Source organism: Protofrankia sp. Cas8 (assembly GCF_963555845.1).
Lineage (GTDB): Bacteria > Actinomycetota > Actinomycetes > Frankiales > Frankiaceae > Protofrankia.
On sequence record NZ_CAUVXI010000074.1, the window covers coordinates 1 to 23,190 of the forward strand.

A 23,190-nucleotide genomic window follows, 5' to 3' on the forward strand; every position below is an offset into this window, starting at 1 on the left:
TTCGGCAACCCGAGCGCATGCGCCCTCTTGTCGGCCAACGCCAGCAGCCGCCGGATGCGACCGGCGACCGCATCCTTGGTCAGCGGCGGCTCCGCGAGCGCACCCAGCTCCTCCAGGGATGCCTGGGCATGCTCAAGGCGCAGCCGTCCGGCCGCGAGCAGATGTCCGGGTGCGTCATCTCCCAGGATCCTCAACGCCGCCTGGACCCGGGCGCCGGCCGCGACCGCCGCGCGCGCCGAACGGCGCAGGTTGGCGTCGTCGAAATTCGCCAGCCGGTTCGCGGTCGCCCGCACCTCGCGGCGCATCCGCCGATCCTCCCAGGCCAGCAGGCTGTCATGCGCGCCGATCTTCGTCAGCAGCACGCTGATCGCGTCGCCATCGCGGATCACCACCCGGTCCACCCCGCGCACCTCGCGGCTCTTGGCCGCGACACCGAGTCGACGGGCTGCGCCGACCAGCGCGAGCGCAGCCTCCGGCCCCGGCGAAGTGATCTCCAGGGAGCATGAGCGGCCTGGCTCGGTCAGTGAGCCATGGGCCAGGAACGCCCCACGCCACGCAGCCGCAGCATCACAGGAAGCACCCGTCACCACTTGTGGTGGCAACCCTCGCACCGGGCGACCCCGCTGGTCGAGCAGTCCGGTCGACCGCGCCAGCTGCTCGCCGTCACGCTCCACCCGGACGATGTACCGCACGGAACGGCGCAGCCCACCCGCGGCGAGCACCGCGATGCCCGACGGGAAGCCGAACACCTCTGCGATCTCGCGGCGCAGCCGCCGAGCGGTGGCACCCGCGTCGAGTTCGGCCTCGACGACGATACGGCCACGCACAATGTGCAGCCCGCCACCGAAGCGCAACAGCGCGGCCATTTCCGCCCTGCGACAACATGGCTTCGCCACCCGCAACCTGCTGAGCTCGTCCTTGACGGTGGCGGTCATTGCGGCCACACGAATCATTCCTCACCTTCATGAGCGGAGACGGCACCTTCATGAGCGGGGAAGACACCTTCACGGGCGGACCCGGCGGACCCGGCGTTGCGGCGCACAGCATCACGGCGCACAGCGTCACGGCGCGCAGCATCGTCTGAAACCCCCGTGGCCCCCGTGGCCGGGCCCGACCGGGCGCCTGACCTGAGGCCGGTCACGTTCCCGGCCCCGTTCCCGGCCATGTTTCCGTTCCCGGCCATGTTCGCGAACACCGCCTCGAACGCGACGGCGAGCCGTCGGGGGTCATGATGTGGCTCGCCGGGGTAGGCGACCGGTACGAGGTACAGACGAGCCCCCAGGTCGGCGGCGGCACGGGCGAGTACGCCCGGCTCACCGACCGCGTCGCGGTCAGCGATCACGACGTCGAACAGCAGCCCCGGCGCGTGCGTTTCGATGACCCGCAGATGCGCTTCGGGCGGATAGCCGGCGGTCTCACCGGGTTGCGGCGCCAGGTTCAGGACCATGACGCGGCGAGCCGGTGAACGGAGAAGGCAGCCGGTCATCTCGGGCACCAGCAGGTGAGGCAGCACGCTGGTGTAGAGCGAACCCGGGCCGAACACCACCCATTCGGCCCGCTCGACGGCTTCGAGCGCAGGCCGGCACGCCGCGGGCGTCACGGGCTCGAGCCGGAGGCTGCGGACCCGGCCGGACGTGGTGGCCACCGCAGCCTGGCCGCGGACCTCGACGACGGCCGCCGGCTGACGGGGGTCGAGACCGGCCACCTCCGCAACGATGTCGATGCCCGTGTCCGACAGCGGCAGCACCCGTCCGGCGGCTCCCAGCAGCCGGGCAGCAAGATCGAGAGCGTCCACCGCAGAGCTCTGGCGCTCGGCGAGCGCGCTGAGCACCAGATTGCCGACGGCATGACCGGCCAGCGGCCCTCCTCCGCCGAACCGGTGCTGGAACAGCTCCGCCCAGGTGGTCGACCAGCTGTCGGTACCGGCGAGCGCGGCCAGCGCCATCCGCAGATCACCCATGGGCAGCGCTCCCAGCTCCGTGCGGAGCCGACCCGACGATCCACCGTCGTCACCTACAGTCACAACCGCGGTGAGGTGGCGGGTGATGCGCCGCAGCGCCCGCAACGAGGCGGCCAGGCCGTGGCCACCGCCGAAGGCCACCACCGCGGGACCGGTACCTGTCACTCCCGCCCCAGATCACGGTGAACGACCCGGACGCCGACACCGTCGCCGGCGAGCCGGGAGGCGAGCTGCTCGGCCATGGCTACACTGCGATGTTTACCGCCGGTGCATCCGATCGCGAGCGTCAGATACCGCTTGCCCTCACGCACATACCCCTCCCCCACCAGTCGCAGCAACGCCGCGTACTGGTTGATGAACTCCATCGCCCCGGGCTGGGCGAGGACGTAGTCACGAACATCTGGATCACGGCCCGTGAACGGTCGTAGCGCCTCCACCCAGTGCGGGTTCGGCAGGAACCGGCAGTCGGCAACCAGGTCCGCGTCCAGCGGCAGGCCGTACTTGTAGCCGAAGGAGACCACCGTCGCGTTCAACCGGTTTCCACCCGGTTGACCGAAGGCGGCGTCGATCTTGGCCCGCAACTCGTGGACGTTGAGATCGGTGGTATCGAGCACCAGGTCCGACTCGCCGCGCAGCTCCGCGAGCAAGGCGCGTTCACGGCTGATTCCGTCGACCACCCTGCCCTCGCCCTGCAGTGGATGCGGCCGCCGGACGTGGTCGAACCTGCGGACCAGCGTCTCGTCCGCCGCTTCCAGGAAGAGCACGCGTGGCTGCATGCCGCGGGCATTGAGCGTGTCCAGCGTCGCGCGCAGATCGGAGAAGAACGCCCGGCCGCGGACGTCGACGACCACCGCGATGCGGTTGACCGCCCCCTGCGACCGCAGTCCGAGTTCGGTCATGGTGGCCAGCAACGCCGGTGGCAGGTTGTCGACGACGAACCAGCCGAGATCCTCCAGGCACTTGGCCGCGGTACTGCGGCCCGCTCCGGACAGTCCGGTGATGATGGCGAGGTCAAGCGGCGCGGCGGTGGTCATGTGGGAACACCCCAGGTTGATGTGGCGTCGGAACCGGCTTGCCCGGCGGCGGCCCCGGTGGCGGAACCCGATGGCCCCGATCCGCGCTCGGACACCGCGGGTGGCGACACCGGCGCGGTTTCGTCAGCCGCAAGAATCTCCCCCGTGGACGGGTCGACCGCGGGCGGGGTGGCGCCTGCCGCTCCCGGGCCGGTCGCCGCGAGCGCGTCCACCACGGCCTGGGCCGTCCGCCGGCCGATGCCCGGGACCTCGGCTATCTGCTCAACCGTCGCCCGCCGTATCCGGGCAACGGAGCCGAACGTCGCCAGCAGCGTCTTTCGACGTGTCTCGCCGAGCCCCGGCACGTCGTCGAGAAGCGAGCGGACCATCGCTTTGGAGCGCTTCTGGCGGTGGTAGGCGATCGCGAACCGGTGTGCCTCGTCCCGGATCCGCTGCAGCAGGTACAGCGCCTCACTGGTCCGGGGCAGAATCACCGGATCATCCTCACCGGGTAGCCATACCTCTTCCAGCCGCTTGGCAAGGCCGCACAGGGCGATGCCGCCGGGGCCGCGCTCGATACCGAGTGCGTCCAGGGCCCGGCGGGCTGCGGCGACCTGTGGCGGGCCGCCGTCGACGACAACCAGGTTGGGCGGGTAGGCGAAGCGCCGGGGACGGCCCGTGACCGGGTCCATTCGACCCGTAACCGGGTCCACCGGGTCGGCTGGGTCCACTGACTTGCCGGACTCGCCGGACTCGCCGGATGCCGGCAGCCCGGCGATGTCACCGGTACGTGCCCGCTCGGCAAGATACCGAGTGAACCGTCGGCTGATCGTCTCGTGCATACTCGCGACGTCGTCCTGCCCGTCGACCCCGCGGATGGCGAACCGCCGGTACTCCGACTTGCGGGGCAGGCCGTCCTCGAAGACGACCATGCTCGCGACGACGTTGCTGTCCGCCAGGTTGGAGATGTCGAACGACTCGATCCGAAGCGGTGGCTCGTCCAGGCCGAGGGCGTCCTGGATGTCTGACAGCGCCCGGCTGCGCGCGGACAGATCACCGGCCCGTTTCGTCCGGTGCAGGGTGAAGGCCTGCGTGGCGTTACGCTCGACGGTCTCCATCAGGGTCCGCTTGTCCCCGCGGCGAGGAACCCGCAGGTCGACCCGGCTGCCGCGGGCGATGCTGAGCAGCTCGGTGACGACGTCGGGGTCCGGGGGAAGCTCCGGGACGAGCACCTCCCGCGGAATCTCGTTGGCACCACTGCGCGAGGCGGGCGTGCCGGGTGACCCGGGCGTGCCGGGTGACGCGGATGCGCCCGGTGACCCGGGCGTGCCGGGTGACGCGGATGCGCCCGGTGACGCGGGTGTGGCGGTACCGGTACGGGCACCGGTGTCGGGAGCCGCGTCCGCCAGGTACTCCTGGGTGAGGAACTGCTCGACCAGCTCCCCCGTGGTCCGCTCCTCGATCTTGTCGACGACCCAGCCGCGTTGGCCGCGGACCCGGCCGTCGCGCACGTAGAAGACCTGGACGGCGGCTTCGAGCTCGTCCTGCGCGAAGGCGATGACGTCGGCGTCGGTGCCGTCGGGCAACACCACCGCCTGCTTTTCCATGGCCCGGCGCAGGGCGCCGACGTCGTCGCGCAGCCGCGCCGCGCTTTCGTAGCGCTGGTCCGACGCGGCCTGGGCCATCTCGCGCTCGAGGGTGCGGATGTACCGGCCGGTCTGCCCGGCCATGAAGTCGCAGAAATCCTCGACGATGCGCCGATGTTCGGCCGCGTCGACGCGGCCCACGCACGGTGCCGAGCACCGGTCGATGTAGCCGAGCAGGCAGGGGCGACCGATCTGGCGCGCACGTTTGAACACCCCTGCGCTGCACGTTCGGGCCGGGAAGACGCGCAGCAGGAGGTCGAGGGTCTCCCGGATGGCCCACGCATGGGCGTACGGGCCGAAGTAGCGGACGCCGGCGCGCTTGGGACCGCGCATGACCTGCAGGCGGGGGAACTCCTCGTGCAGGGTCACCGCGAGGCTCGGGTAGCTCTTGTCGTCCCGGTAACGGACGTTGAAGCGAGGATCGAACTCCTTGATCCACGTGTACTCGAGCTGGAGCGCTTCGACCTCCGTCAAGACCACGGTCCAGTCGACCGACGCCGCGGTCGTCACCATGTGCTGGGTACGGGGGTGGAGGTTGTGTATATCGGTGAAGTAGTTCGACAACCTGGCGCGAAGGTTCTTCGCCTTGCCCACGTACACGACGCGGCCGTGCTCGTCGGAGAACCGGTACACGCCCGGAGTCTCGGGAACTGATCCCGGCGCGGGACGGTAGGACGCCGGATCAGCCATGAACCGAGCCTACGGCGCGCCGGATTGCCACAGAACAACGCCTCCACGTAGCCATTTCACCACGCTGAGCGCTTGGGCTTGTGGGGTGGTCATGACCTGGGGTGGAGCAAAGCCCCGCGGCGACCGTGGCTGGGCATATCTCACAGCTGGCGGGACACCCGTCATGGCGTAGCGCGGCGGGCGATGTCAGGGTCCATGCTCGAAGACCATGAGCGGTGTGCGAAGCATGATTCGTCAGGTGCTCGCCGGCCGATGGCCACGATGGCCAGAACAACCGGCTGGGCAGGCGTTGATCCCGCGACAGCTGTGGGCCCTCACCCCCGGGGAAGGTGCCCTGTGGCTGGCGTCGACCTTGTCCAGACTGGTCCCGAACAAGTCTCTTCACGCGCTCCGGGTGGCATCTTGCCTGACCGGCTGTCACCCTCGATATCGCGGTGCACAGCGTCGCACGACGAAGGAGGCACGACGGATGCAGGTGGATGATGTGACCACCGAGTTGGTCGTCGATGACGCACCTTCCCGCGGGCGGCTGACCGTGCTGCAGGTGAACTGGCGACGGGCCGACCCGCTTGCTGTGACGTTTGAACTCATCTCCCGACCGGATCATCCCGCCTTGCCGCGTGGCAGCTGGGTGGTGCTGCGGGACGCACTTCGCGCCGGTTTGGACATCCCCACGGGTGGCGGCGACGTGCGGATCACTCCGGAACCCGACCGCGGCTGTGTGCGGCTCGACCTCACGGCCGGTGACGTACATTCCGTCGTCCGGCTGGACATGGATGCCGCGCGGGCGTTCCTCGACGCGACAGAACAGGTGGTTCCTCGGGGTTCGGAACGCTCGGCCGAAGAGCTCGACGCCGTTCTGGCTGATCTCCTCCGTACCTAGGAGACTGCAGACGATGACATGACGGACGAGGCGACCGTGGACGGAGCAAAGCCGACCCTCGGCCCGAGGATCTCCCGGAGAAACAGGCCGGTGTGACTGGCCTCGACCGCGGCGACCACCTCGGGTGATCCTTCGGCAACGACCCGTCCACCACCGGTACCGCCCTCCGGGCCCATGTCGATGACCCAGTCCGCCGTCTTGATGACGTCCAGGTTGTGCTCGATGACGATGACCGTGTTGCCGGCGTCCACGAGGCGTCCGAGAACGCCCAGCAGTTTGCGGATGTCCTCGAAGTGCAGCCCGGTCGTGGGTTCGTCCAGCACGTAGGCGGTGCGCCCGGTGGAGCGCCGCTGGAGTTCGGCGGCGAGTTTGACCCGCTGCGCCTCCCCACCGGACAGGGTCGGCGCGGGCTGGCCAAGCCGGACGTAGCCCAGCCCGACGTCGTTGAGGGTGCGCAGGTGCCGGGCGATCGCCGGGACGGCTGAGAAGAACTCCGCGGCCTCCTCGATCGGCATGTCGAGGACCTCGGCGATGCTCCGGTTCTTGAAATGGACCTCCAGGGTCTCCCGGTTGTACCGGGCACCGTGGCAGATCTCGCACGGTACGTACACGTCCGGTAGAAAGTTCATTTCGATCTTGATCGTGCCGTCTCCGGCGCAGGCCTCGCACCGGCCGCCCTTGACGTTGAAGGAGAACCGCCCGGGAAGATAGCCGCGGACCTTCGCCTCGGTGGTCTCGGCGAACAGGCGTCGGACGTGGTCGAAGACGCCGGTGTAGGTGGCGGGGTTCGACCGCGGGGTGCGACCGATCGCCGACTGGTCGACCCTGACCGCCTTGTCGAGGTGCTCCAGGCCCGTCACGGTGCGGTGTCGGCCCGGCACCTCCCGGGCGCCGTTGAGCTTGTTCGCCAGCACCGCGGCCAGGATGTCGTTGACGAGAGTGGACTTTCCCGAGCCGGAGACGCCGGTGACGGCCACGAAGCAGCCCAGCGGGAAGGAGACCGTCACGTCGCGCAGGTTGTGCTCACGGGCGGCGTGGACGGTCAGCGCGCGGCCCTTGGTCGGCTGCCGCCGAATGTCGGGCACCGGGATCTCGCGGCGACGCGACAGGTAGGCCCCGGTGATCGAGGACTCGTCGGTGAGCAGCGCCTCCACCGGGCCGGACACGACGACCCTGCCGCCGTGTTCGCCGGCCCCCGGCCCGATGTCCACGACCCAGTCGGCGGCGCGGATCGTGTCCTCGTCGTGCTCGACGACGATCAGGGTGTTACCGAGGTCACGCAGCCGGACGAGCGTCTGGATGAGGCGTCGGTTGTCCCGCTGGTGTAGCCCTATCGAGGGCTCGTCGAGGACGTAGAGGACGCCGACCAGCCCCGATCCGATCTGGGTGGCGAGTCTGATCCGCTGCGCCTCCCCGCCGGCCAGCGTGCCGGCGGCACGGTCCAGGGACAGGTAGTCGAGCCCGACGTCGAGCAGGAAGGCGAGCCGCGCGTCGATCTCCTTGAGGACGCGGCCGGCGATCGTCCGCTCCCGTTCGGTGAGCTCGAGCGTGCGCAGGAACTCGGCGCATTCCCCGATGGCCATACCGGCTATCTCGGCGATCGAACGACCGCCCAGGGTCACCGCCAGTGACTCGGGTTTGAGCCGGGCGCCGCGGCAGGTCGGGCAGGCGATGTCGCGCATGTAGCCCTCGTAGCGCTCACGGCTGGTCTCCGACTCCGCCTCCCGGTGCCGGCGGCCCAGGAACGCCACGACCCCCTCGAAGGCCGTGAAGTACTCTCGGGACCGGCCGTAGCGGTTGGTGTAGGCGACCTGGACCTCGGTCTCCCCCCGGCCGTACAGGACGGCCTTGCGGGCGCGTTCGGGCAGACCCTCCCAGGGGATGTCCATCCGGAAACCGAGATCTTTGGCGAGGGCCTCCAGCAACCGGGTGAAGTATTCCTTGTTGTGGCCGGCTGACCATGGCGCGACCGCTCCGTCGTTCAGCGACAGGGTCGGGTCGGGGACGACGAGTTCAGGGTCGACCTCCTTGCGCGTGCCCAGGCCGGAACAGTCCGGACAGGCGCCGTACGGGGAGTTGAAGGAGAACGACCGCGGCTCGAGCTCCTCGAACGACAGGTCGTCATACAGACAGGCGAGGTGCTCGGAGTACATCCGCTCACGGTCGGGATCGCCCGCGTCGCGGTCGACGAAGTCGAGCAGCACCAAGCCGCTGCCGAGGCCGAGTGCCGTCTCGACGGAGTCGGTCAGCCGCTGCTTCGCCGACGCCTTCACCGCCAGCCGGTCGACCACGACCTCGATCGTGTGTTTGCGTTGTTTCTCCAGCTTGGGCACGTCGGTGAGGGCGACCACGTCACCGTCGACGCGCGCCCGGGCGAACCCCTTGGACTGCAGGTCCGCGAAGAGGTCGACATATTCGCCCTTGCGGCCCCGCACGACCGGGGCGAGCACCTGGAACCGGGTGCCCTCGGGCAGCTCCAGCAGGCGGTCGACGATCTGCTGCGGGGTCTGGCGGGAGATCGGCCGGCCGCACTTCGGGCAGTGTGGCCGGCCCGCCCGCGCGAACATCAGGCGCAGGTAGTCGTACACCTCAGTGATCGTCCCGACCGTCGACCGGGGGTTTCGCGAGGTCGATTTCTGGTCGATGGAGACCGCCGGTGACAGGCCCTCGATGAAGTCGACGTCGGGCTTGTCCATCTGGCCGAGGAACTGGCGGGCGTAGGCCGACAGCGACTCGACGTACCGCCGCTGCCCCTCCGCGAAAATCGTGTCGAAGGCGAGGCTGGACTTCCCCGAGCCAGACAGGCCGGTGAAGACGATCAGGGCGTTCCGCGGCAGGTCGAGGTCGACATCGCGCAGGTTGTGCTCTCGCGCGCCGCGAACGACGAGACGGTCGGCCATCGTGGGATCCTTCGCGGTCTGCTCGGGGTGAGGGGGCGTGCCGCGGTCGGGACCGGGATGTCCGCAGCGCCTGCCATGTTACGGACGGGGTCCGACAGCTTCGGGAGGGCTCCGGGACGACCCCCGCTCGTGCGCCGCCTCGCCCTCCCGATTCGGACAGTCACGGCCCGTCGGTCGGATGCATGACAACCGCACTTCTGGGCTGCGCCGGTACCACCAGCGTTGGCAGCCCGAGCAGCGGCTGCTCGCCGAGTTTCAGCCCATCGAGCAGCCTCGGGACACTGACTGCGCAGCAGAAGGGAAAGGGCTACGGGATCCAGCGGGGTGTTTACCCGCCGCACGGTTCGGTCAACGCGCGGGACGTCGTCTCCGGCGGAGTGTTCCGACTCGAGGGTACGGTCACCAATGCAAAGGGCGACCACGCGATATTCTACCTGGCATGCAGAACGGCATGACGTCGGCAACGTTCGAGGCGGCCTGGGTAGGTCGATGGTCACCGGCCGGCTTCGATGCTGCCCGCGCGGCGGTCCAACGACGCCTTCAGGCGGATTTCGAACTGCCTGTTTTTCCCGATATCCGACTGCTTGTCGACCCGTCGTTTGCGCCGCCGGGGCGAGGCCACGCCGGCTCCACAGCAATGATTGAGGCCCAGGCCCTCGTCGTCTCGGCAGGTGGGCACCGCTTCCTCGCGCATCTCGAGGACGGCGTGGAGGCGGCGTGCGCGCTCGGCGCGGACACTCTTGTCGACGATGTGATGGACCTGCTGGGCCGGCCATGGCCGGAGCTGATCCTCCCTGGAGGCGACCGCGGGGTCCTGTCAGCGGCACTCGACCCTACCGGGATTGCCTGTTGGTATCTCAACGGTCAGGCGATTTGCCCAATAGGGCATCTACGTGAGGTATTCGACCGATATCAGGTGCCATGGTCCTGAAGTCCGATCATCGGTATCGATCACCTGCAAAGAAGGGGATCATGAGACACAGGATCAAAGGTGACGGCTACAGCGGCGCGGTCGTGGTAGGCGGGCCGGTGGACGTCCGGGAGCTGCCCGGACTGACCATTACCAAGGTCGCGGTAGGCCCGATGGACAACAACGCCTACCTGCTGCACTGTGCCGCAACCGGCGAGCAGCTCCTGATCGACGCCGCGAACGAGGCCGGGACGCTGCTGGGTCTCATCGGCGAGGCTGGGCTCGCGACCGTGGTCACGAGCCACCGTCACGGTGACCATGTGCAGGCCCTGGAGGCGGTGGTCGCGGCCACCGGGGCAAGGACGGTGGCGCATCCGGACGACGCGGACGCCATCCCGGTGCCGACGACGACCCTGGTCTGCGACGGCGACCAGGTGACGGTCGGTGACGCGACGCTGCGAGTGATCCACCTGGTCGGGCACACGCCCGGATCGATCGCGCTGCTCTACGACGCCGACCCGACGGCCCCGCATCTGTTCACCGGTGATTGCCTTTTCCCTGGTGGCCCCGGCTCGACGTTCGGGGACGCCGAGGCGTTCAACTCCCTCATGGACGACCTCGAGCGGAATGTTTTCGGACGGCTTCCGGATGCCACGTGGATCTACCCCGGGCACGGCAAGGACACGACCCTCGGTGTGGAGCGACCCCATTTCGCCGACTGGCGCGCCCGCGGCTGGTGAGCCCGCCTCGGGCCAGGCTATCGGCGGCGAGTCGTGGCATCGGCGGTACCCGCCCGCGGGATCTCGACGAGCAGGAGCGCCACATCGTCGTCCAGATGCGCTCCGGCCCAGCGGTGGAGATAGCGTGCCAGCTCGGCCAATGCCGTGTCGAGGTTCGCGGATCCAAGTGCGTCACGGGCTGCGTCCAGGAGCGGGAAAAACTCGCCGGTGACCGGGTGTCGCGCTTCCGCCAGCCCGTCGGTGTAGAGGAGTAGCCGGTCGCCTGGCAGCAGCGTGACCGCGCGGCGTCCAGCGGCTCCAGCGGCGAGACCGAGAGGCGGCGCTCGGAGCGGGACGGTGAGCAGATGTGCAGTGTCGGAATGCAGAACGACAGGGTCGGGGTGTCCCGCGTTGGCCAGTGTCAGCTGGCCGTCGTGGATCTGCGCGACGATGGCGGTGACGAAGTCGTCGAGACCACCGACCTCGGCGACTTCTGCGTCGAGATCGGCTATGACGGCGCTGAGGTCCTGCGTACGACGAGCAACGGTCCGGAAGCAGCCAAGCACCCGGCTGGCGATCCAGACGGCTCCCAGGCCTTTTCCGCGGACGTCACCGACGAGAATGCGGATGCCCCATGGGCTGGCGAGAATGTCGTACAGGTCGCCGCCGACCGCAGCTTCCGCGGTGGCGCTCTCGTAGCGGACAGCGAGCCGCAGGCCATCCAACGTGGGCGGGACCGATGAGAGAATCGTCTGCTGCGCCGTCTGCGCCACCTGCGTGACATTGTGCAGCTTCGTTTCGCGCCGGGTGTGGTAACGGCTCACCATGACGGCGATGACGGCGCCCGCTGTTATGCCGGCCAGGCGGACCAGTTGGGCTAACGGTCCACCGTGGCGGGGTTGGTAGAGGCCGTCGTGAATCCCCAACAGAGCACCGGCCACCACCGCGGCGACCCCATATACCGCGGTCAGACGAGGGCCCGTCAGCGTAGCGGAGAGCATCGGGCACAGGACCGCCAGCTCAAGGATCGTCCACTCTCGGTCGGCCAACTCCACACCGACGACCACGACGAGCACCGCGAGCGGGGCGAGAAGAGGCAGCCATCTTACTCTGCGCGCCTGCGGCTCACGCTCGTTGGCCTGTCGGTCCGGCCGCATGGGTCGCTCGACCAGCCGCGTGGCTGATGGTCGTAGCTGCACCGCCGTCACCACCTCGGGCTGACCACTGCCTTTCATACCCGGACTGTGCACGCCCAATCACCGGGCCGGCCGGGCCACCGCCGGTCGACGGTCAGGTCCCGGGCGACCACGGGTGACAGCTCATCCCGTCCGGTCGTCCTGACAGCGCTTGTAACCCTCCGGCGTGTAGCACGGCAGGTTCCCGTGGGTATTTATCGCGTCCTGGCCGTTACCCCTCATCAGATAGTTCAGAAAACTGGAAGTGAGGGAACGGTCGGCCGGCCTGCGGTAGGTGTAGGGGCTTGAGCAGCAACCGAACGGTCAGTGGCGTTAGCCGGGCCCGTTCCAGGGTGTAGTCGTTGGCAACCCGGTAGATGTGGAACCTGGCCTCGCGCAGGGCTCGAGAACATCGTCGATGGTCTGGCCCTGCTTAGCACACTGGTGGGCCAGAAGGAGGCAACGAAGGTCGCCTGTCTCTGCGGCTGGCTGTTGCCGTCCGCGGGTGTCAGGTGTCGTCCTGCGCGCCAGCCGTCTACGAGGACGCCCGCCACCTCAGCCGCTCCTGGGCTGCCTGGGCCGTCGATCCGCAGCCGCTGGGAGTCGGCCCAGTGATCCGTGTGGACACCGCGTCGCGGGTCGACGTTGACCAGCTCGCCGCAACCGTGACGAAGCTGCTCGGTCGCTTTTCGTAGTTGCTGGTAACCAGCAATATTCGCTTCGACATTATTCGTGGCTCGAGCCACTGCGGCCTCGCCGCGAGAGGTAGCGGCAGTCGGGTCCGGTCTCGCCCTTCTGGGGTGACCGCGTCAGCTGGGTTGGCTGGGAAGTGCGAAGTCGAGCGGCGATGTCGGCGTAGCGTCCGACTGGGACGAAGTGCACGCCGTCGAACGCTCCTGAGCTTCGGATCTGGTCGATCATCGTGAGGGCGAGGTCCACGCCGGCGTCTCGGTCGGTTTCGAGGTCGTGGATGAGCTGGTCTGGGACACCGATCTCGGGGACGTCCGCTGCGATGCGCTGTGCCATCTTGCTGCTCGCCATCACCATGACTCCGGCGAAGAGCTGGCCGGTGTAAGTGATCGATTCGCGCCAAGCGAGGAGAGCGTCGATGTCGTAGTTGACCTGGACCAGGAGGAAGTCGGCTGAGGTCTTCCAGTCGGGGACCGGGCTGCCGGCCCGCAGGGTCGCGCCGACGCGGAAGTCACGTTCGGCGTAGGCGTGGGCTTCGTCGATCATCCGGCGCACGGTCAGGTCGGTCGATCGGGTGCCTTCGCTGGGTTCGTCGCCGCGGACGAACAGGAAGTCGTTGACGCCGTAGGCGGCGGCGGTGAGCAGGTCCCGGCGGAAACCGAGGAGGTTGCGGTCTCGGCTGTTCACGCAGGCCACCGCTGGGGCGCCGAGTGCTGCGACTTCCTGGGCGACGGCGATGCTGGAGACGGTGGCGCGGCCGAGGTGGTTGTCCGGGACGAGGAATGAGTCGGCGACGCCCGCCAGGACGGCGATCTGGCGGCGGACGCGAGTCAGGTCTGGCCCGGTGGCCGGCTCGATCTCGCACATGATGTCGAAAGCACTCGCCTGATTCGTCACCGCCAGAGTCTGTCAGCCAGCAGCTCCTTCGAACAGGTCGGAAAGGATCTCCCAGGAGTCCTAGTCGATGACGAGTACCTTCGACGCGTGAACCAGGATGGCGAGAGTGCCTGCAGCGCAGCCAGTTCCAGCTTCCCGTCGACATAGCCGATCTTGTCGGCAAACGGTCGTCTGTCGACGCCGTCTTGATCGGCTACGCGCGGGTCTCGACCGCGGACCAGAACCCCGACCACCAGGTCGACGCACTGCTGCGCGCCGGCGACACACTCAAGGTCACCCGCCTCGACCGACTCGGCCGATCCCTGCTACACCTCGTCACCCTTGGTGCCGAACTCCGTGACCGCGAGGTCGGGCTGCATGTCGTCGAGCAGGGCATCGATACGTCCACCGCCGAGGGCCGTGCGATGTTCGGCATGCTCTCCGTACTTGCCGAGTATCAGCGCGAGCTCATCGTCGCCAACACCCGCGACGGCCTCGCGGCCGCCCGCGCTCGCGGTCGCGCTGGTGGCCGGCGCCCCCGCCTTTCAATCGAGCAGGCCGCCGTCGCCCAACAGCTCTACGACGGCGGCAACCACACCGTCACCCAGATCGCTGCTGTCTTCGGTGTAGCGCGCTCCACCGTCTACGGGCATCTCGACAAGAGCATCGTCGGCAACCGGCCGGCTGGTGGATCGGCCTGATGAGACCGGACGACTTCTACGGCGAAGAGTTCGACGTCCCGAACTACTGGGGCGTCGACGCCGAGGTAGCGGAGCTACGTCGCCACTTCCAGATCGCTCGCACGGAGCAGGACTATCGCAACATCGGCAACGACTGCGTGATCCTCACCGAGGCACTGAGTCGGCAGGTGTACGACCCCAAGCTCCACTTGCAGGAGGGGGAGGAAGAGCCACCCGTCGGCAAGACAAAGATCCGGATCGAACGGTACGTCGAGCTTGCGGCCCCCGGATCGAGCAACGATGAGCTACGCAGGCTCGCCAGGTCCGCCATCGCCTTCGCCTTCGCCTTCGCCTTCGCCTTCGCCCAGCAGGTGAAACACACCTCCACCTCGTCCCGACGAGACGCGGGAATCGCCGCCGACACCGTCATCCTCCTGGCGAATATTCTGCGTCGCCTCGCGGAGGACCAGTAGTCGATCCCGGGCGGCAGGGGTACCCCAGGTGACCTCCGGATGGGCGAGAGTGGGGCCGAGGAAGGACTCGTGGCGTCCGTTGGCGGTAGCGGTGATCTGCTGGACAGCGCCTTACCCGGCCGCGCCGACTCCGTTGTTCGTCGCGCAGTCTCCCGACCGGATCCCCGCAGGCCAGCCATATCCGCTCGTTTTTCGGCGGATGCTACGGCGACCACCACTACCCGGACCTCCTCGCGCCTCGCGACGCATCCACCCCAACCTCGCTCCTTGATCCGCATTCCCTTCGGTTTGACGAGTGGAAGGATGACGTCAGGAGGCGCCGGTTTTCGGCCGGAAAATGTATGCCAACCATCCACTCGTGCCGAGCCGGCTACCCACCAAGGCGTCGCTGCCACCGCGGCTACCCATCCCCGCGGCCACCTCTCGGATGAACGCCCTGCGACACGCCGAGATCGACACGGTTTCCCCAGGCTTGCTCGGTGCGCTCGTGACCTCCGGCGAAGGAAGCCGCCCAGCGGGGGCCGGCCCGGCTGCCCCGGGACCGGACACGCAGACTTTCGAGCCGCGAAATCGGGTCAGTGCGTGACCGTGACGACGATCTTGCCGATCTGGGCGTTGGATTCCATATACCGGTGGGCCGCCACGATCTCTTCCAGATCGAAGGTGCGGTCCACCACGGGCTGAAAGGCACCCGTTCGCAGACCAGAGGCCACGAACGCCTCGGCACGGCGCAGCCGCCGTTCGTCCGTGGTGATCTCGAACAGGGTGTAGGTGCGCATGTTCAACGCCGGCATCGGCGCCATCGGATACGGCGTGGTTTCGCCACTCAACAGGCCGTAGATGAACAGGGTGCCGTCAGGCGCGACCACCTTGGCCAGGTCGAGCACGCCAGGGCCGGCAACGGCGTCGAAGACGAACTCGGCACCACGGCCACCGGTTGCGGCGAGGACCCGCTCGACGACGTTCTCCTCCTCGACGACGATCACTTCGGCCGCGCCCGCCTTGAGTAGCCGCTCCTTCTTGGCGCTCGTGCGGGTCGTGACGATCGGAACAGCGCCGACACGGTTTGCCACCTGGATGGCGGCAAGCCCCACACTGCTGGAGGCTGCGGTGAGGACGACGGTGTCACCGGCCCGCATTCCGCCGATCTCCACCAAGGCCCCGTACGCGGTCACATAGGGCATCCACACCGCCGCACCCACAACCGCGTCCACGCCCTCCGGGCGGTGCAGCACCGCTGAGGCGGGAACGATGGCCCGCTCGGCGTAGACGCCGTAGTCGTTCTGTGAGAAAGCAGGTACGACACTGATCGCCTGACCGATCTCGAAGCCGGCAACGCCGACGCCGACGGCCTCGACAACACCCGCGGCCTCATAACCCAGCCGGGCGGGAAACTCCTTGACCGGCTCGATGTAGTAGCCACCCCGGAACATCACCTCGGCCCGGTTGAGGCCGATCGCGTCCACCCGGACACGCAGCTCGCCCGGCCCGGGCTCGCCAACCTCAACGTCCTCCAGCCTCAGTACCTCCGGGCCACCGACGTCGTGGAACCGCACTGTCCTGGCCATCATGGATCGCCTTTCCGAACACGGGGACGGGGGGCCGGCGCGTGCGCCGCGGCGGCCGTCCCTAGTGAAACCCATAAGTTCGACAGTTGTCAAACTTTGATGGTCACCAAACTTTGATGGTCACCAAACTTTGATCCGGCTCGTATGATAGGGAAAGCAGCAGAAGGAGGCGCTGGTTGATGGCCGTCGCACGATCCAGCGGGCAGGAGCGCGTCCCACCCCACCCCGACGTGCAGGCGATCACTCTTCAGAAGGTTCTCGAGGCTCTGGTGGACCCGGTGCGCCGCAGCATCGTCTGCCAGCTGTACGCCGCGTCCGGTGACATCAACTGCGGCGCATTCGACCTTCCAGTGGAGAAGTCCACGGCCACCCACCACTTTCGCGTGCTGCGCGAGGCCGGGCTCATCCGCCAGTACTACGTGGGCACCTCTCGGATGAACGCCCTGCGACACGCCGAGATCAACGCGGTTTTCCCAGGCTTGCTCGGCGCGCTCATGACCGCCGGCGACGGAAGCCGCCCAGCGGGGGCCGGCCCGGCTGCCCCGGGACCGGACACGCAGACAGGGCTATGAGGCCGGGAGGCCTCGGTGTTGAGTTGTTTGGTTGTTTTTGAAGATCAAATTCGATCAAAGCAGAGTCGTCAACACCGTTGACTATCAACGGGTACGGTCAATCGCTCGTCCTGGCTGGTGCTTTCGCTCCCCGGCCCGCAGGGGTACCATCACACACGGCTCAACATTCGGGATGACAGTCTCATAATATGAGACGCTTGATGGGAGGTCTCTGTGGTCGGTGCCGCGAACGTCTACACGCATGGACATCACGTGTCGGTGCTGAGCGCACACCGGTGGCGCACCGCCGAAAACTCAGCCGCCTACCTACTCCCCTGGCTGGTGCCAGGCATGACAGTGCTCGACGTCGGCGCCGGGCCCGGCACGATCACCGCGGATCTCGCGGCCCGCGTCGCTCCGGGACGGGTGACGGCGCTCGAGGTCAGCGAGGAGGTCCTGGACCTCGCGCGGGCCGAGGCCGCCGCCCGCGGCCAGGACACCATCGACTTCATCGTCGGGGACGTCAACGCGCTCGACCTGCCGAACGACAGCGTCGACGTCGTGCACGCTCACCAGGTCCTCCAACATGTGGCCGACCCGGTGGGCGCCCTGCGGGAGATGCGCCGGGTCTGCCGGCCCGGCGGGATAGTCGCCGCCCGTGACGGCGACTGCGCGGCGTTCGCCTGGTACCCGCGGCTCCCGGAGTTGGACGAGTGGCTCGCCCTGTTCCAGCAGGCAACCCGCGCCAACGGGGGCGAGCCCGACGCCGGCCGCCACCTGGTGTCCTGGGCCCGCGCCGCCGGGTTCACCGACGTGACGGCGACGGCCAGCACCTGGTGCTTCGCGACCCCGGCGGACCGGGCCTGGTGGGGCGGAATGTGGGCCGAACGCATCGTGGCCTCGGCCGTAGCCGACCAGCTGCTGGCATCGGGCCTCGCCCTCGACGACGACCTCGCCCGGATCTCGAGCGCCTGGCGTACCTGGGCGGCATCCCCCGACGGCTGGTTCGCCGTCCTCCACGGCGAGATCCTCTGCAGGCGCTCATGACCTGACATCCGCGTCGAGACGGCTACGTCGCACGTGCCGCGGCTACGGCGGCTGTGATGTGGGCGTCGGCGGTCGCCTTGTCGACCCCGAGGCTGGCGAGCACGCCTGTGCCGTCTTCGAGTTCCAACAGTGCGAGCAGGATGTGCTCGGTCCCGACGACGTTGTCGCCCATCCGTAGGGCCTGCCGGAACGTCAGTTCCAGCGCCTTGCGCGCCCCCGAGTCGTACGGGATGAGGTCGGGAACCTGGTCGGCTGCCTGCGGCAGGGTCGCGGTGACGGCTTGGCGGATGGTGTCCAGTGGTACGCCTTGGGCGAGGATCGACTCCGCGACGAGTGCATCGGGCTCGCTCAGAAGGCCCAGCACCAGGTGCGCGGGGCGAATCTCGTCGTTGCCGGCCTCCCGGGCTTCGTTCTGCGCGGCCATCACGACATTCCTCGCCGCTGTGGTGAATCGACCGAATCCCTGGCTGGGGTCGAGGTCCGACCCTTCCCCGGGACCCTTCGGAACGAAACGCTTCTGAGCGGCCTGCTTGGTCACCCCCATGCTCCTGCCGATCTCCGTCCAAGACGCGCCCGAGCGTCGTGCCTGGTCCACGAAGTGGCCGATGAGATGGTCAGCCACGTCGCCGAGATGATCCGCGGCGATGACCGCGCCGGAAAGCTGTTCGAGGACGTCGGAGTGCACCTTCTTGATGGCCTCGATCAGGTCGTCAAGCCGGACTGGATTCGTCATACGGACTGGATTCGTCATACGTCAACCCTAGGTTGACGTATGAACCGTCGTCAACCTAGGGTTGACGCCCGTCCGGGTCCGGACCCGACGTGCTGGTCGGGCCCACCCTTGCCGCGCACACCTACCGCGCAGCCAGGACCATCCCGACCAGCTACGCCAGCCCACCAATGACGACAAGATCACAACACTCGACCACCGCATCACCTACGAGTAACGCCCCCACCGAAGATCGCTACAACGGCTTCCGGTCGTATTCCGGTCGCCCCCCAGGTCCCTTCCTTCTCGGACCGAACAAACAGACGCCAGACCACGTCACGGGCTGAGGTCCAGGAGGCGGACCGGCTGGCCCGCCCACCGATCCGGTGCCGCCGTCGCGATCACCGCACCCTCGGGACGCTCCGGAGTGGGCTCGGCCGCATAGCGGACGTGCGCCGGCGCCCAGCTGGTATCGCGGGCCACCGCGAGCGCGGCCGCCAGGTCCAGCTCCACGATGGTCACCGCAGGCAACGCGGCGATGTGCTCAGCCGTACCCGGCCGGGCCCGATCCGCCTCCACCAGCGCACACGCCGGGGCGTACAGAAAGTGCCCCGGCTCGGTATGGGCAAGGTGAATCAGCTCGGAGGCCAGCCTGTTGCCGTAGCCAGCCGAGACCATCGCCGTGTCATCCAGCACCACGTGCAGCGCCCCGCTCACCGCCCCAACGCCCGCGCCAGCCGACGATCCAACTCCGCGCGAGCCTGCGCGGCCTCCTCCTCCGTCGGGTCGTAACCACTCCACTCCCGCAACACCGCCCGTGCCCGCTCCGCGCGCTCCGCCCGCTCCGCCGGCGTCAGCAGCGTGCTCGCCAACCGCGCCAGATACGCCCGCAACGACAACCCCTCCGCCGCCGCCACCTGAGCCAGCCGATCCCGCGCCTCCGCCGGAATCCGCACATTCGCATCCGCCACCACGGCCTCCTCTCAGTCCACTCCCCCACAGGATACGGGTACGCAGACGTACCCTGGAAGATCTCACCTGCCAGCGGAGATGCGCTACCTGTCGACCATCCCGCAACCTTGCACGGAGCACCCCTCCGCCGAAAAGCGGGCGCGACCAATCGGACAGCCGATGTGCCTGCCAGCCCGCGCACCCGGACCCGGCGCCGGGCGCGTCCCGCTGCGTCTGCCGTTCGTCGCACCTCACCACGCACCCATCTTGTGATCTTCCTTGCCGCCGGATTCCTTTTCGTCACACTTCCGTCACGCTCGGCGCAGCACACCTCTCGCATCTTTGATGCGATCAAGGACTGTGCCGGTCGTTTCCGGGTGCTTCACGGATCGCCCAACTGCCGGCCGCGACCCGGCCACAGGCACAGACACGGCGGTGGACGCGGGGACGGGGAAGCGGGCATGCACCGGGACCTCGGGGTCCGGTAGGAGCGGAGCAGAAAGCTGGGGTTGCTGTCACATCTGTTGACATTTCGGATCGTGGCGGGTGACCAGCGTGTGCCCTATTAGGCCAACGACGACAGCCACCGCCACGAGGCGGATTACGCGAGCTGAGGAAAACGGACCTGCCGATCACCGAGCACGCCACGGACACGCATGGCATGACGCTGGTCAACTTCGCGCTGTTCGACTTGGTCGGCATGCAGCTGTCGCCGCGGATCCGGGACCTGGGCAAGATCACGCTGTACCGGATGGATTCGCAGCGCGAGGTGAACACCGTCTGGCCCACCGCGGGGCCGCTGCTCACCCAGAAGATCAATTTCTCGTTGATCGAGGAACACTGGGACGATCTGCTGCGTCTGAGTGGGTCGATCAAGTTCGGGCACGCCACGGCCTCCCTGATCGTGGGGAAGCTGTCCGCGTCCTCCCTGCAGAACTCGCTGGCCGCCGCGTTGAAGGAGTACGGCGCGCTGCGGCGTACGATCTACGCCGCCCGCTATCTGGCGGATGAGACCTACCGGCGCAAGATCGTCCGGCAGCTCAATAAGGGCGAGTCCTTGCATTCCCTGCGCCGCAGCCTGCTGTACGCGCACGAGGGCGCCATCCGGCACCGTTACCTGGCCCAGCAGACCGAGCGGGCGTGGTGCCTCATCCTGCTGACGAACGTGGTGGTCACCTGGACGACGGAGTACTACGGGCTGGCCATCAACCAGATGGGAGCCGAGGGCCGGGCTATCGACGACGAGCTGCTGGCGCACATCTCCCCGGCACACTCGGAGAACGTCAACTTCTACGGCACGATCGCGGTGGAGGTCGACACCGAGGTCGCCAAGCTCGACCCGGCAGGGTACCGGCCTCTGCGGCCCCGCCGCCCGGGCCATGCCTGAGACAGGCAACGCTCCCTATGGGAGCTGACCGCCTCCGTTGTCCTCGAACACTTCCCGCGTGCGGCGCAGCAGGGCCGTCCGTACGTTGTCCGGGGACAGTATTTGTAGTGGGGTGCCCAGGCTGAGCAGGTACTTGGCGAGCCCGTCCGCGTCGGGGCCGCCGATCTCGACGACGGTGGCATCGGGGCCGTCCGGGTGGTGGGTACCGACCGTCGCGGGGACCAGCCGCAGCGCCTGCTCCTGCGGCAGCGGGAGACGGACCGTCACGTAAAGCGGGTAGGTGCCGCTCGCGATGGAGCGGGAGACCAGAAGTGCCGGGTCGGGCGGGTCGACGAGCTCCACCGCGTGTCCGGTCGGCCGTGCCTGCTCCACTCGGTCGGCCCGGAACGTCCGCCACTCGCCTCGCGCCACATCCTGGGCGACGAAGTACCAGCGGCGCCCTGTGTGTACGAGGCGGTACGGGTCGACGTCCCTGACGGTGGCCTTGCCTTCCCGGTCGCGGTACGACAGGCGGGTACGTTCGCCTCGGCGGCACACGGTGGCTAGTTCCAGCAGCATGCCGGGCGCGATCTGCCGCTCGTCGGGTCTGGGAGTGTGCACGAACGCGGCGTCCATCTCGCCCAGCCGGTACGCGATGCGTGGCGGTAGGACCTGCCGCAGTTTCAGGAGTGCTGACAGTGCGGCTTGGTCGCTGCCGAGGACGCCGCTGAGTGCGGCTTCGCGCAGTCCGACGGCCACGGCGAGCGCCTCCTCATCGTCGAGGATCAGCGGCGGCACCCGGGTGCCGCCGAGGCGGTAGCCGCCCCACGGCCCGGGGTCGGACTCGACGCCGTAGCCGAGTTCCCGCAGCCTGGCGATATCCCGCCGGACTGTGCGGTCGGTGACCTCCATCCGCTCGGCCAGCTCGCCGCAGGTCCACGACGGCCGCGCGGACAGCAGCGAAACCAGTCGCAGCAGGCGGGCGGAGGTGCTGCTCACATCCCGAAGCTTCCCATGACCAGGACCGTTTCTGTCCTGATCCCGTCATAGCGTCTTCCCCATGAGCACCGAAGCCACACCCGCACCCGCGATCCGCTACTCGGCCGTCACCTTCGACTGCCTGGACCCGGCCGAGCTGGCCCGCTTCTACGGCGACGCCCTTGGTTTGCCCGTCGCCTACTCCAGCGACGACTTCATCCTGCTCGGCCAGGAAGGCTCGCCCGGTCTGGGCTTCAACCGGCTGGCCGGCTACCAGCGTCCCACCTGGCCGAACCCGTCCCAGGAGAAGCAGGCTCACATCGACCTGGGCGTCGACGATCTGGACGCCGCCCAGGCCCGTCTGCTCGCCCTGGGCGCCGTCGAGCCCCCGGTCCAGCCGCATCCCGATCGGTGGCGGGTGCTGCTGGACCCCGCCGGCCACCCGTTCTGCATCTCCACCCAGGTCTGAGCATGATCGGCCGACTGATGTCCATGACCGCACGCCCGGACAGGGGCGGCGAACTCGCCGCCGCCCTGCTGTCCGCCCCACCGGACCGCACAGATCTCACTGCCCTGGGCGGGTGGGCCTCCCAGCCGACGGCCGACCCTGACGAACGAGCCACCGAAATCAGGAACGGCGCCGAGCCGGGGCCATTTCCTTCCAGGCCTCCGAGACTGTCAGGTCGCCCCGCCCGAGGACGGCACGGCCCGGTTCGTCGCCGCCATGGTCTGCGCGTGTCGCGGGACCTCGGCCCGGTCGCGGGAATGGCCATCACGCCATGTCCGAAATGCGCGACGATTGGCCAGCATGTGTGTTCACTCCTGAAGAGGCTGATGACTTGGAAATCATTATGTTCGAATCTGCTCAGGCATTCGAGCACTGGCTGGGCGAGCACCACTCCTCCTCCCCCGGCATCTGGCTGAAGCTCAGGAAGAAGGCCCGCGGGGTCGTGGCGCTGGACTACACACAGGCCCTCGATGTGGCACTCTGCTACGGCTGGATCGACGGGCAGAAGGGAAAGTTCGACGACTCTTACTGGCTGCAGCGGTTCACACCACGCAAGCCCAAGAGTAAGTGGTCGAAGATAAACCGCGATAAGGCCGCGTCCCTGCTCGAACAGGGACGCATGCGACCGGCGGGGCTTGCCGAGATCGAGCGTGCGAAGACGGATGGCCGCTGGGACGCCGCGTACGACGGGTGGAGGAGCGCCTCGGTGCCGGACGATCTGACTGAGGCCCTCGCCGCGAACCCCGCCGCTGAGAAGTTCTTCGCGACACTGGACGGCCAGAACCGATACGCGGTCCTGTACCGCATTCAGGACGCCAAGAAGCCCGAGACCCGGGCGCGGCGGATCGAGACGTATGTAGCAATGCTCGCCGAACAGAAGAAGCTCTACCCCTGAGG

23 protein-coding genes and 1 pseudogene are annotated in these 23,190 nt (G+C 68.3%); 12 read left to right on the forward strand and 12 right to left on the reverse strand.

Features of this window, described 5'->3' with window-relative positions; genetic code table 11:
• The 4 genes from whiA to uvrC all read right to left on the reverse strand — a co-directional run.
• The coding region (whiA, locus tag U9977_RS12855; RefSeq protein ID WP_322749476.1) for a DNA-binding protein WhiA at nucleotides 1-953 on the reverse strand (953 nt) is incomplete at its 3' end.
• The gene (locus tag U9977_RS12860) at nucleotides 950-2,125 is read right to left on the reverse strand and encodes a uridine diphosphate-N-acetylglucosamine-binding protein YvcK (protein WP_322749477.1); all 1,176 of its coding nucleotides are present in this window, start codon (nucleotides 2,123-2,125) and stop codon (nucleotides 950-952) included. The genes U9977_RS12860 and whiA, both read right to left, overlap by 4 nt.
• Nucleotides 2,122-2,994 carry an RNase adapter RapZ gene (gene rapZ / locus U9977_RS12865; protein WP_322749478.1) on the reverse strand — a complete coding sequence of 291 codons (873 nt, stop codon included), beginning with the start codon at nucleotides 2,992-2,994 and terminating at the stop codon, nucleotides 2,122-2,124. The genes U9977_RS12860 and rapZ overlap by 4 nt, the downstream gene beginning before the upstream one ends.
• Nucleotides 2,991-5,309 carry an excinuclease ABC subunit UvrC gene (uvrC, locus tag U9977_RS12870; protein ID WP_322749479.1) on the reverse strand — a complete coding sequence of 773 codons (2,319 nt, stop codon included), beginning with the start codon at nucleotides 5,307-5,309 and terminating at the stop codon, nucleotides 2,991-2,993. The genes rapZ and uvrC overlap by 4 nt, the downstream gene beginning before the upstream one ends.
• Before the next feature lie 469 nt (nucleotides 5,310-5,778).
• On the opposite strand from uvrC, the gene U9977_RS12875 reads away from it, so the two are divergent.
• Nucleotides 5,779-6,192 (forward strand): SsgA family sporulation/cell division regulator, encoded by a 414-nt coding sequence (locus tag U9977_RS12875; RefSeq protein WP_322749480.1) that lies wholly within the window; start codon nucleotides 5,779-5,781, stop codon nucleotides 6,190-6,192.
• Here U9977_RS12875 and uvrA read toward each other — a convergent pair.
• A complete protein-coding gene (gene uvrA / locus U9977_RS12880) occupies nucleotides 6,189-9,092 on the reverse strand; it encodes an excinuclease ABC subunit UvrA (protein WP_322749481.1) in 2,904 nt (967 codons plus the stop codon). The genes U9977_RS12875 and uvrA overlap by 4 nt on opposite strands.
• Before the next feature lie 182 nt (nucleotides 9,093-9,274).
• Here uvrA and U9977_RS12885 point away from each other — a divergent pair, with 182 nt between their 5' ends.
• The 3 genes from U9977_RS12885 to U9977_RS12895 are packed head-to-tail and all read left to right on the forward strand — an operon-like array spanning nucleotide 9,275 to nucleotide 10,742.
• Complete coding sequence (locus U9977_RS12885) at nucleotides 9,275-9,547, forward strand: hypothetical protein (RefSeq protein WP_322749482.1); 273 nt, start codon at nucleotides 9,275-9,277, stop codon at nucleotides 9,545-9,547.
• Nucleotides 9,544-10,023: a hypothetical protein gene (locus U9977_RS12890; protein ID WP_322749483.1), complete on the forward strand. Its 480-nt coding sequence runs from the start codon at nucleotides 9,544-9,546 to the stop codon at nucleotides 10,021-10,023. Before U9977_RS12885 ends, U9977_RS12890 begins: the two co-directional genes overlap by 4 nt.
• Before the next feature lie 41 nt (nucleotides 10,024-10,064).
• Nucleotides 10,065-10,742: an MBL fold metallo-hydrolase gene (locus tag U9977_RS12895; RefSeq protein WP_322749484.1), complete on the forward strand. Its 678-nt coding sequence runs from the start codon at nucleotides 10,065-10,067 to the stop codon at nucleotides 10,740-10,742.
• A gap of 17 nt (nucleotides 10,743-10,759) precedes the next feature.
• Here U9977_RS12895 and U9977_RS12900 read toward each other — a convergent pair whose 3' ends face one another.
• Nucleotides 10,760-11,956 carry a PP2C family protein-serine/threonine phosphatase gene (locus U9977_RS12900; RefSeq protein WP_322749485.1) on the reverse strand — a complete coding sequence of 399 codons (1,197 nt, stop codon included), beginning with the start codon at nucleotides 11,954-11,956 and terminating at the stop codon, nucleotides 10,760-10,762.
• Nucleotides 11,957-12,408: 452 nt separating this feature from the next.
• Here U9977_RS12900 and U9977_RS12905 point away from each other — a divergent pair, with 452 nt between their 5' ends.
• On the forward strand, nucleotides 12,409-12,591 hold the full coding sequence (locus U9977_RS12905; protein WP_322749486.1) for a hypothetical protein: 183 nt from the start codon (nucleotides 12,409-12,411) through the stop codon (nucleotides 12,589-12,591).
• Nucleotides 12,592-12,622: 31 nt separating this feature from the next.
• Here the strand turns inward: U9977_RS12905 and U9977_RS12910 are convergent, their stop codons facing one another.
• Nucleotides 12,623-13,453 (reverse strand): methylenetetrahydrofolate reductase, encoded by an 831-nt coding sequence (locus tag U9977_RS12910; RefSeq protein ID WP_322749498.1) that lies wholly within the window; start codon nucleotides 13,451-13,453, stop codon nucleotides 12,623-12,625.
• A 215-nt stretch (nucleotides 13,454-13,668) separates the two neighbouring features.
• On the opposite strand from U9977_RS12910, the gene U9977_RS12915 reads away from it, so the two are divergent.
• Both U9977_RS12915 and U9977_RS12920 read left to right on the forward strand, forming a co-directional pair.
• On the forward strand, nucleotides 13,669-14,163 hold the full coding sequence (locus U9977_RS12915) for a recombinase family protein (RefSeq protein WP_322749487.1): 495 nt from the start codon (nucleotides 13,669-13,671) through the stop codon (nucleotides 14,161-14,163).
• Nucleotides 14,163-14,615 carry a hypothetical protein gene (locus U9977_RS12920; protein WP_322749488.1) on the forward strand — a complete coding sequence of 151 codons (453 nt, stop codon included), beginning with the start codon at nucleotides 14,163-14,165 and terminating at the stop codon, nucleotides 14,613-14,615. The genes U9977_RS12915 and U9977_RS12920 overlap by 1 nt, the downstream gene beginning before the upstream one ends.
• Before the next feature lie 575 nt (nucleotides 14,616-15,190).
• Here the strand turns inward: U9977_RS12920 and U9977_RS12925 are convergent.
• Nucleotides 15,191-16,183 (reverse strand): zinc-dependent alcohol dehydrogenase family protein, encoded by a 993-nt coding sequence (locus U9977_RS12925; protein ID WP_322779422.1) that lies wholly within the window; start codon nucleotides 16,181-16,183, stop codon nucleotides 15,191-15,193.
• Between the two features lie 179 nt (nucleotides 16,184-16,362).
• Here U9977_RS12925 and U9977_RS12930 point away from each other — a divergent pair, with 179 nt between their 5' ends.
• Nucleotides 16,363-16,755: a helix-turn-helix transcriptional regulator gene (locus U9977_RS12930; RefSeq protein ID WP_322749490.1), complete on the forward strand. Its 393-nt coding sequence runs from the start codon at nucleotides 16,363-16,365 to the stop codon at nucleotides 16,753-16,755.
• Nucleotides 16,756-16,968: 213 nt separating this feature from the next.
• Nucleotides 16,969-17,781, forward strand: a complete 813-nt coding sequence (locus tag U9977_RS12935) for a class I SAM-dependent methyltransferase (protein ID WP_416210589.1) — start codon at nucleotides 16,969-16,971, stop codon at nucleotides 17,779-17,781.
• A 22-nt stretch (nucleotides 17,782-17,803) separates the two neighbouring features.
• Here U9977_RS12935 and U9977_RS12940 read toward each other — a convergent pair whose 3' ends face one another.
• From U9977_RS12940 to U9977_RS12950, 3 genes are all read right to left on the reverse strand, one after another.
• A complete protein-coding gene (locus U9977_RS12940; protein ID WP_322749492.1) occupies nucleotides 17,804-18,532 on the reverse strand; it encodes a Clp protease N-terminal domain-containing protein in 729 nt (242 codons plus the stop codon).
• 294 nt (nucleotides 18,533-18,826) lie between these two features.
• Nucleotides 18,827-19,207 (reverse strand): hypothetical protein, encoded by a 381-nt coding sequence (locus U9977_RS12945; protein ID WP_322749493.1) that lies wholly within the window; start codon nucleotides 19,205-19,207, stop codon nucleotides 18,827-18,829.
• Nucleotides 19,204-19,461, reverse strand: a complete 258-nt coding sequence (locus tag U9977_RS12950) for a hypothetical protein (RefSeq protein WP_322749494.1) — start codon at nucleotides 19,459-19,461, stop codon at nucleotides 19,204-19,206. The genes U9977_RS12945 and U9977_RS12950 overlap by 4 nt, the downstream gene beginning before the upstream one ends.
• 599 nt (nucleotides 19,462-20,060) lie before the next feature.
• Between U9977_RS12950 and U9977_RS12955 the strand changes: the two are divergent.
• A pseudogene (locus U9977_RS12955) lies at nucleotides 20,061-20,828 on the forward strand (Tn3 family transposase); the annotation flags it as partial.
• A 15-nt stretch (nucleotides 20,829-20,843) separates the two neighbouring features.
• On the opposite strand, the gene U9977_RS12960 reads toward U9977_RS12955, so the two are convergent.
• Nucleotides 20,844-21,806 (reverse strand): YafY family protein, encoded by a 963-nt coding sequence (locus tag U9977_RS12960; protein WP_322749495.1) that lies wholly within the window; start codon nucleotides 21,804-21,806, stop codon nucleotides 20,844-20,846.
• 61 nt (nucleotides 21,807-21,867) lie between these two features.
• Here U9977_RS12960 and U9977_RS12965 point away from each other — a divergent pair, with 61 nt between their 5' ends.
• Nucleotides 21,868-22,254: a VOC family protein gene (locus tag U9977_RS12965; RefSeq protein ID WP_322749496.1), complete on the forward strand. Its 387-nt coding sequence runs from the start codon at nucleotides 21,868-21,870 to the stop codon at nucleotides 22,252-22,254.
• A 382-nt stretch (nucleotides 22,255-22,636) separates the two neighbouring features.
• Nucleotides 22,637-23,188 carry a YdeI/OmpD-associated family protein gene (locus U9977_RS12970; protein WP_416210590.1) on the forward strand — a complete coding sequence of 184 codons (552 nt, stop codon included), beginning with the start codon at nucleotides 22,637-22,639 and terminating at the stop codon, nucleotides 23,186-23,188.
• Nucleotides 23,189-23,190 lie beyond the last annotated feature (2 nt).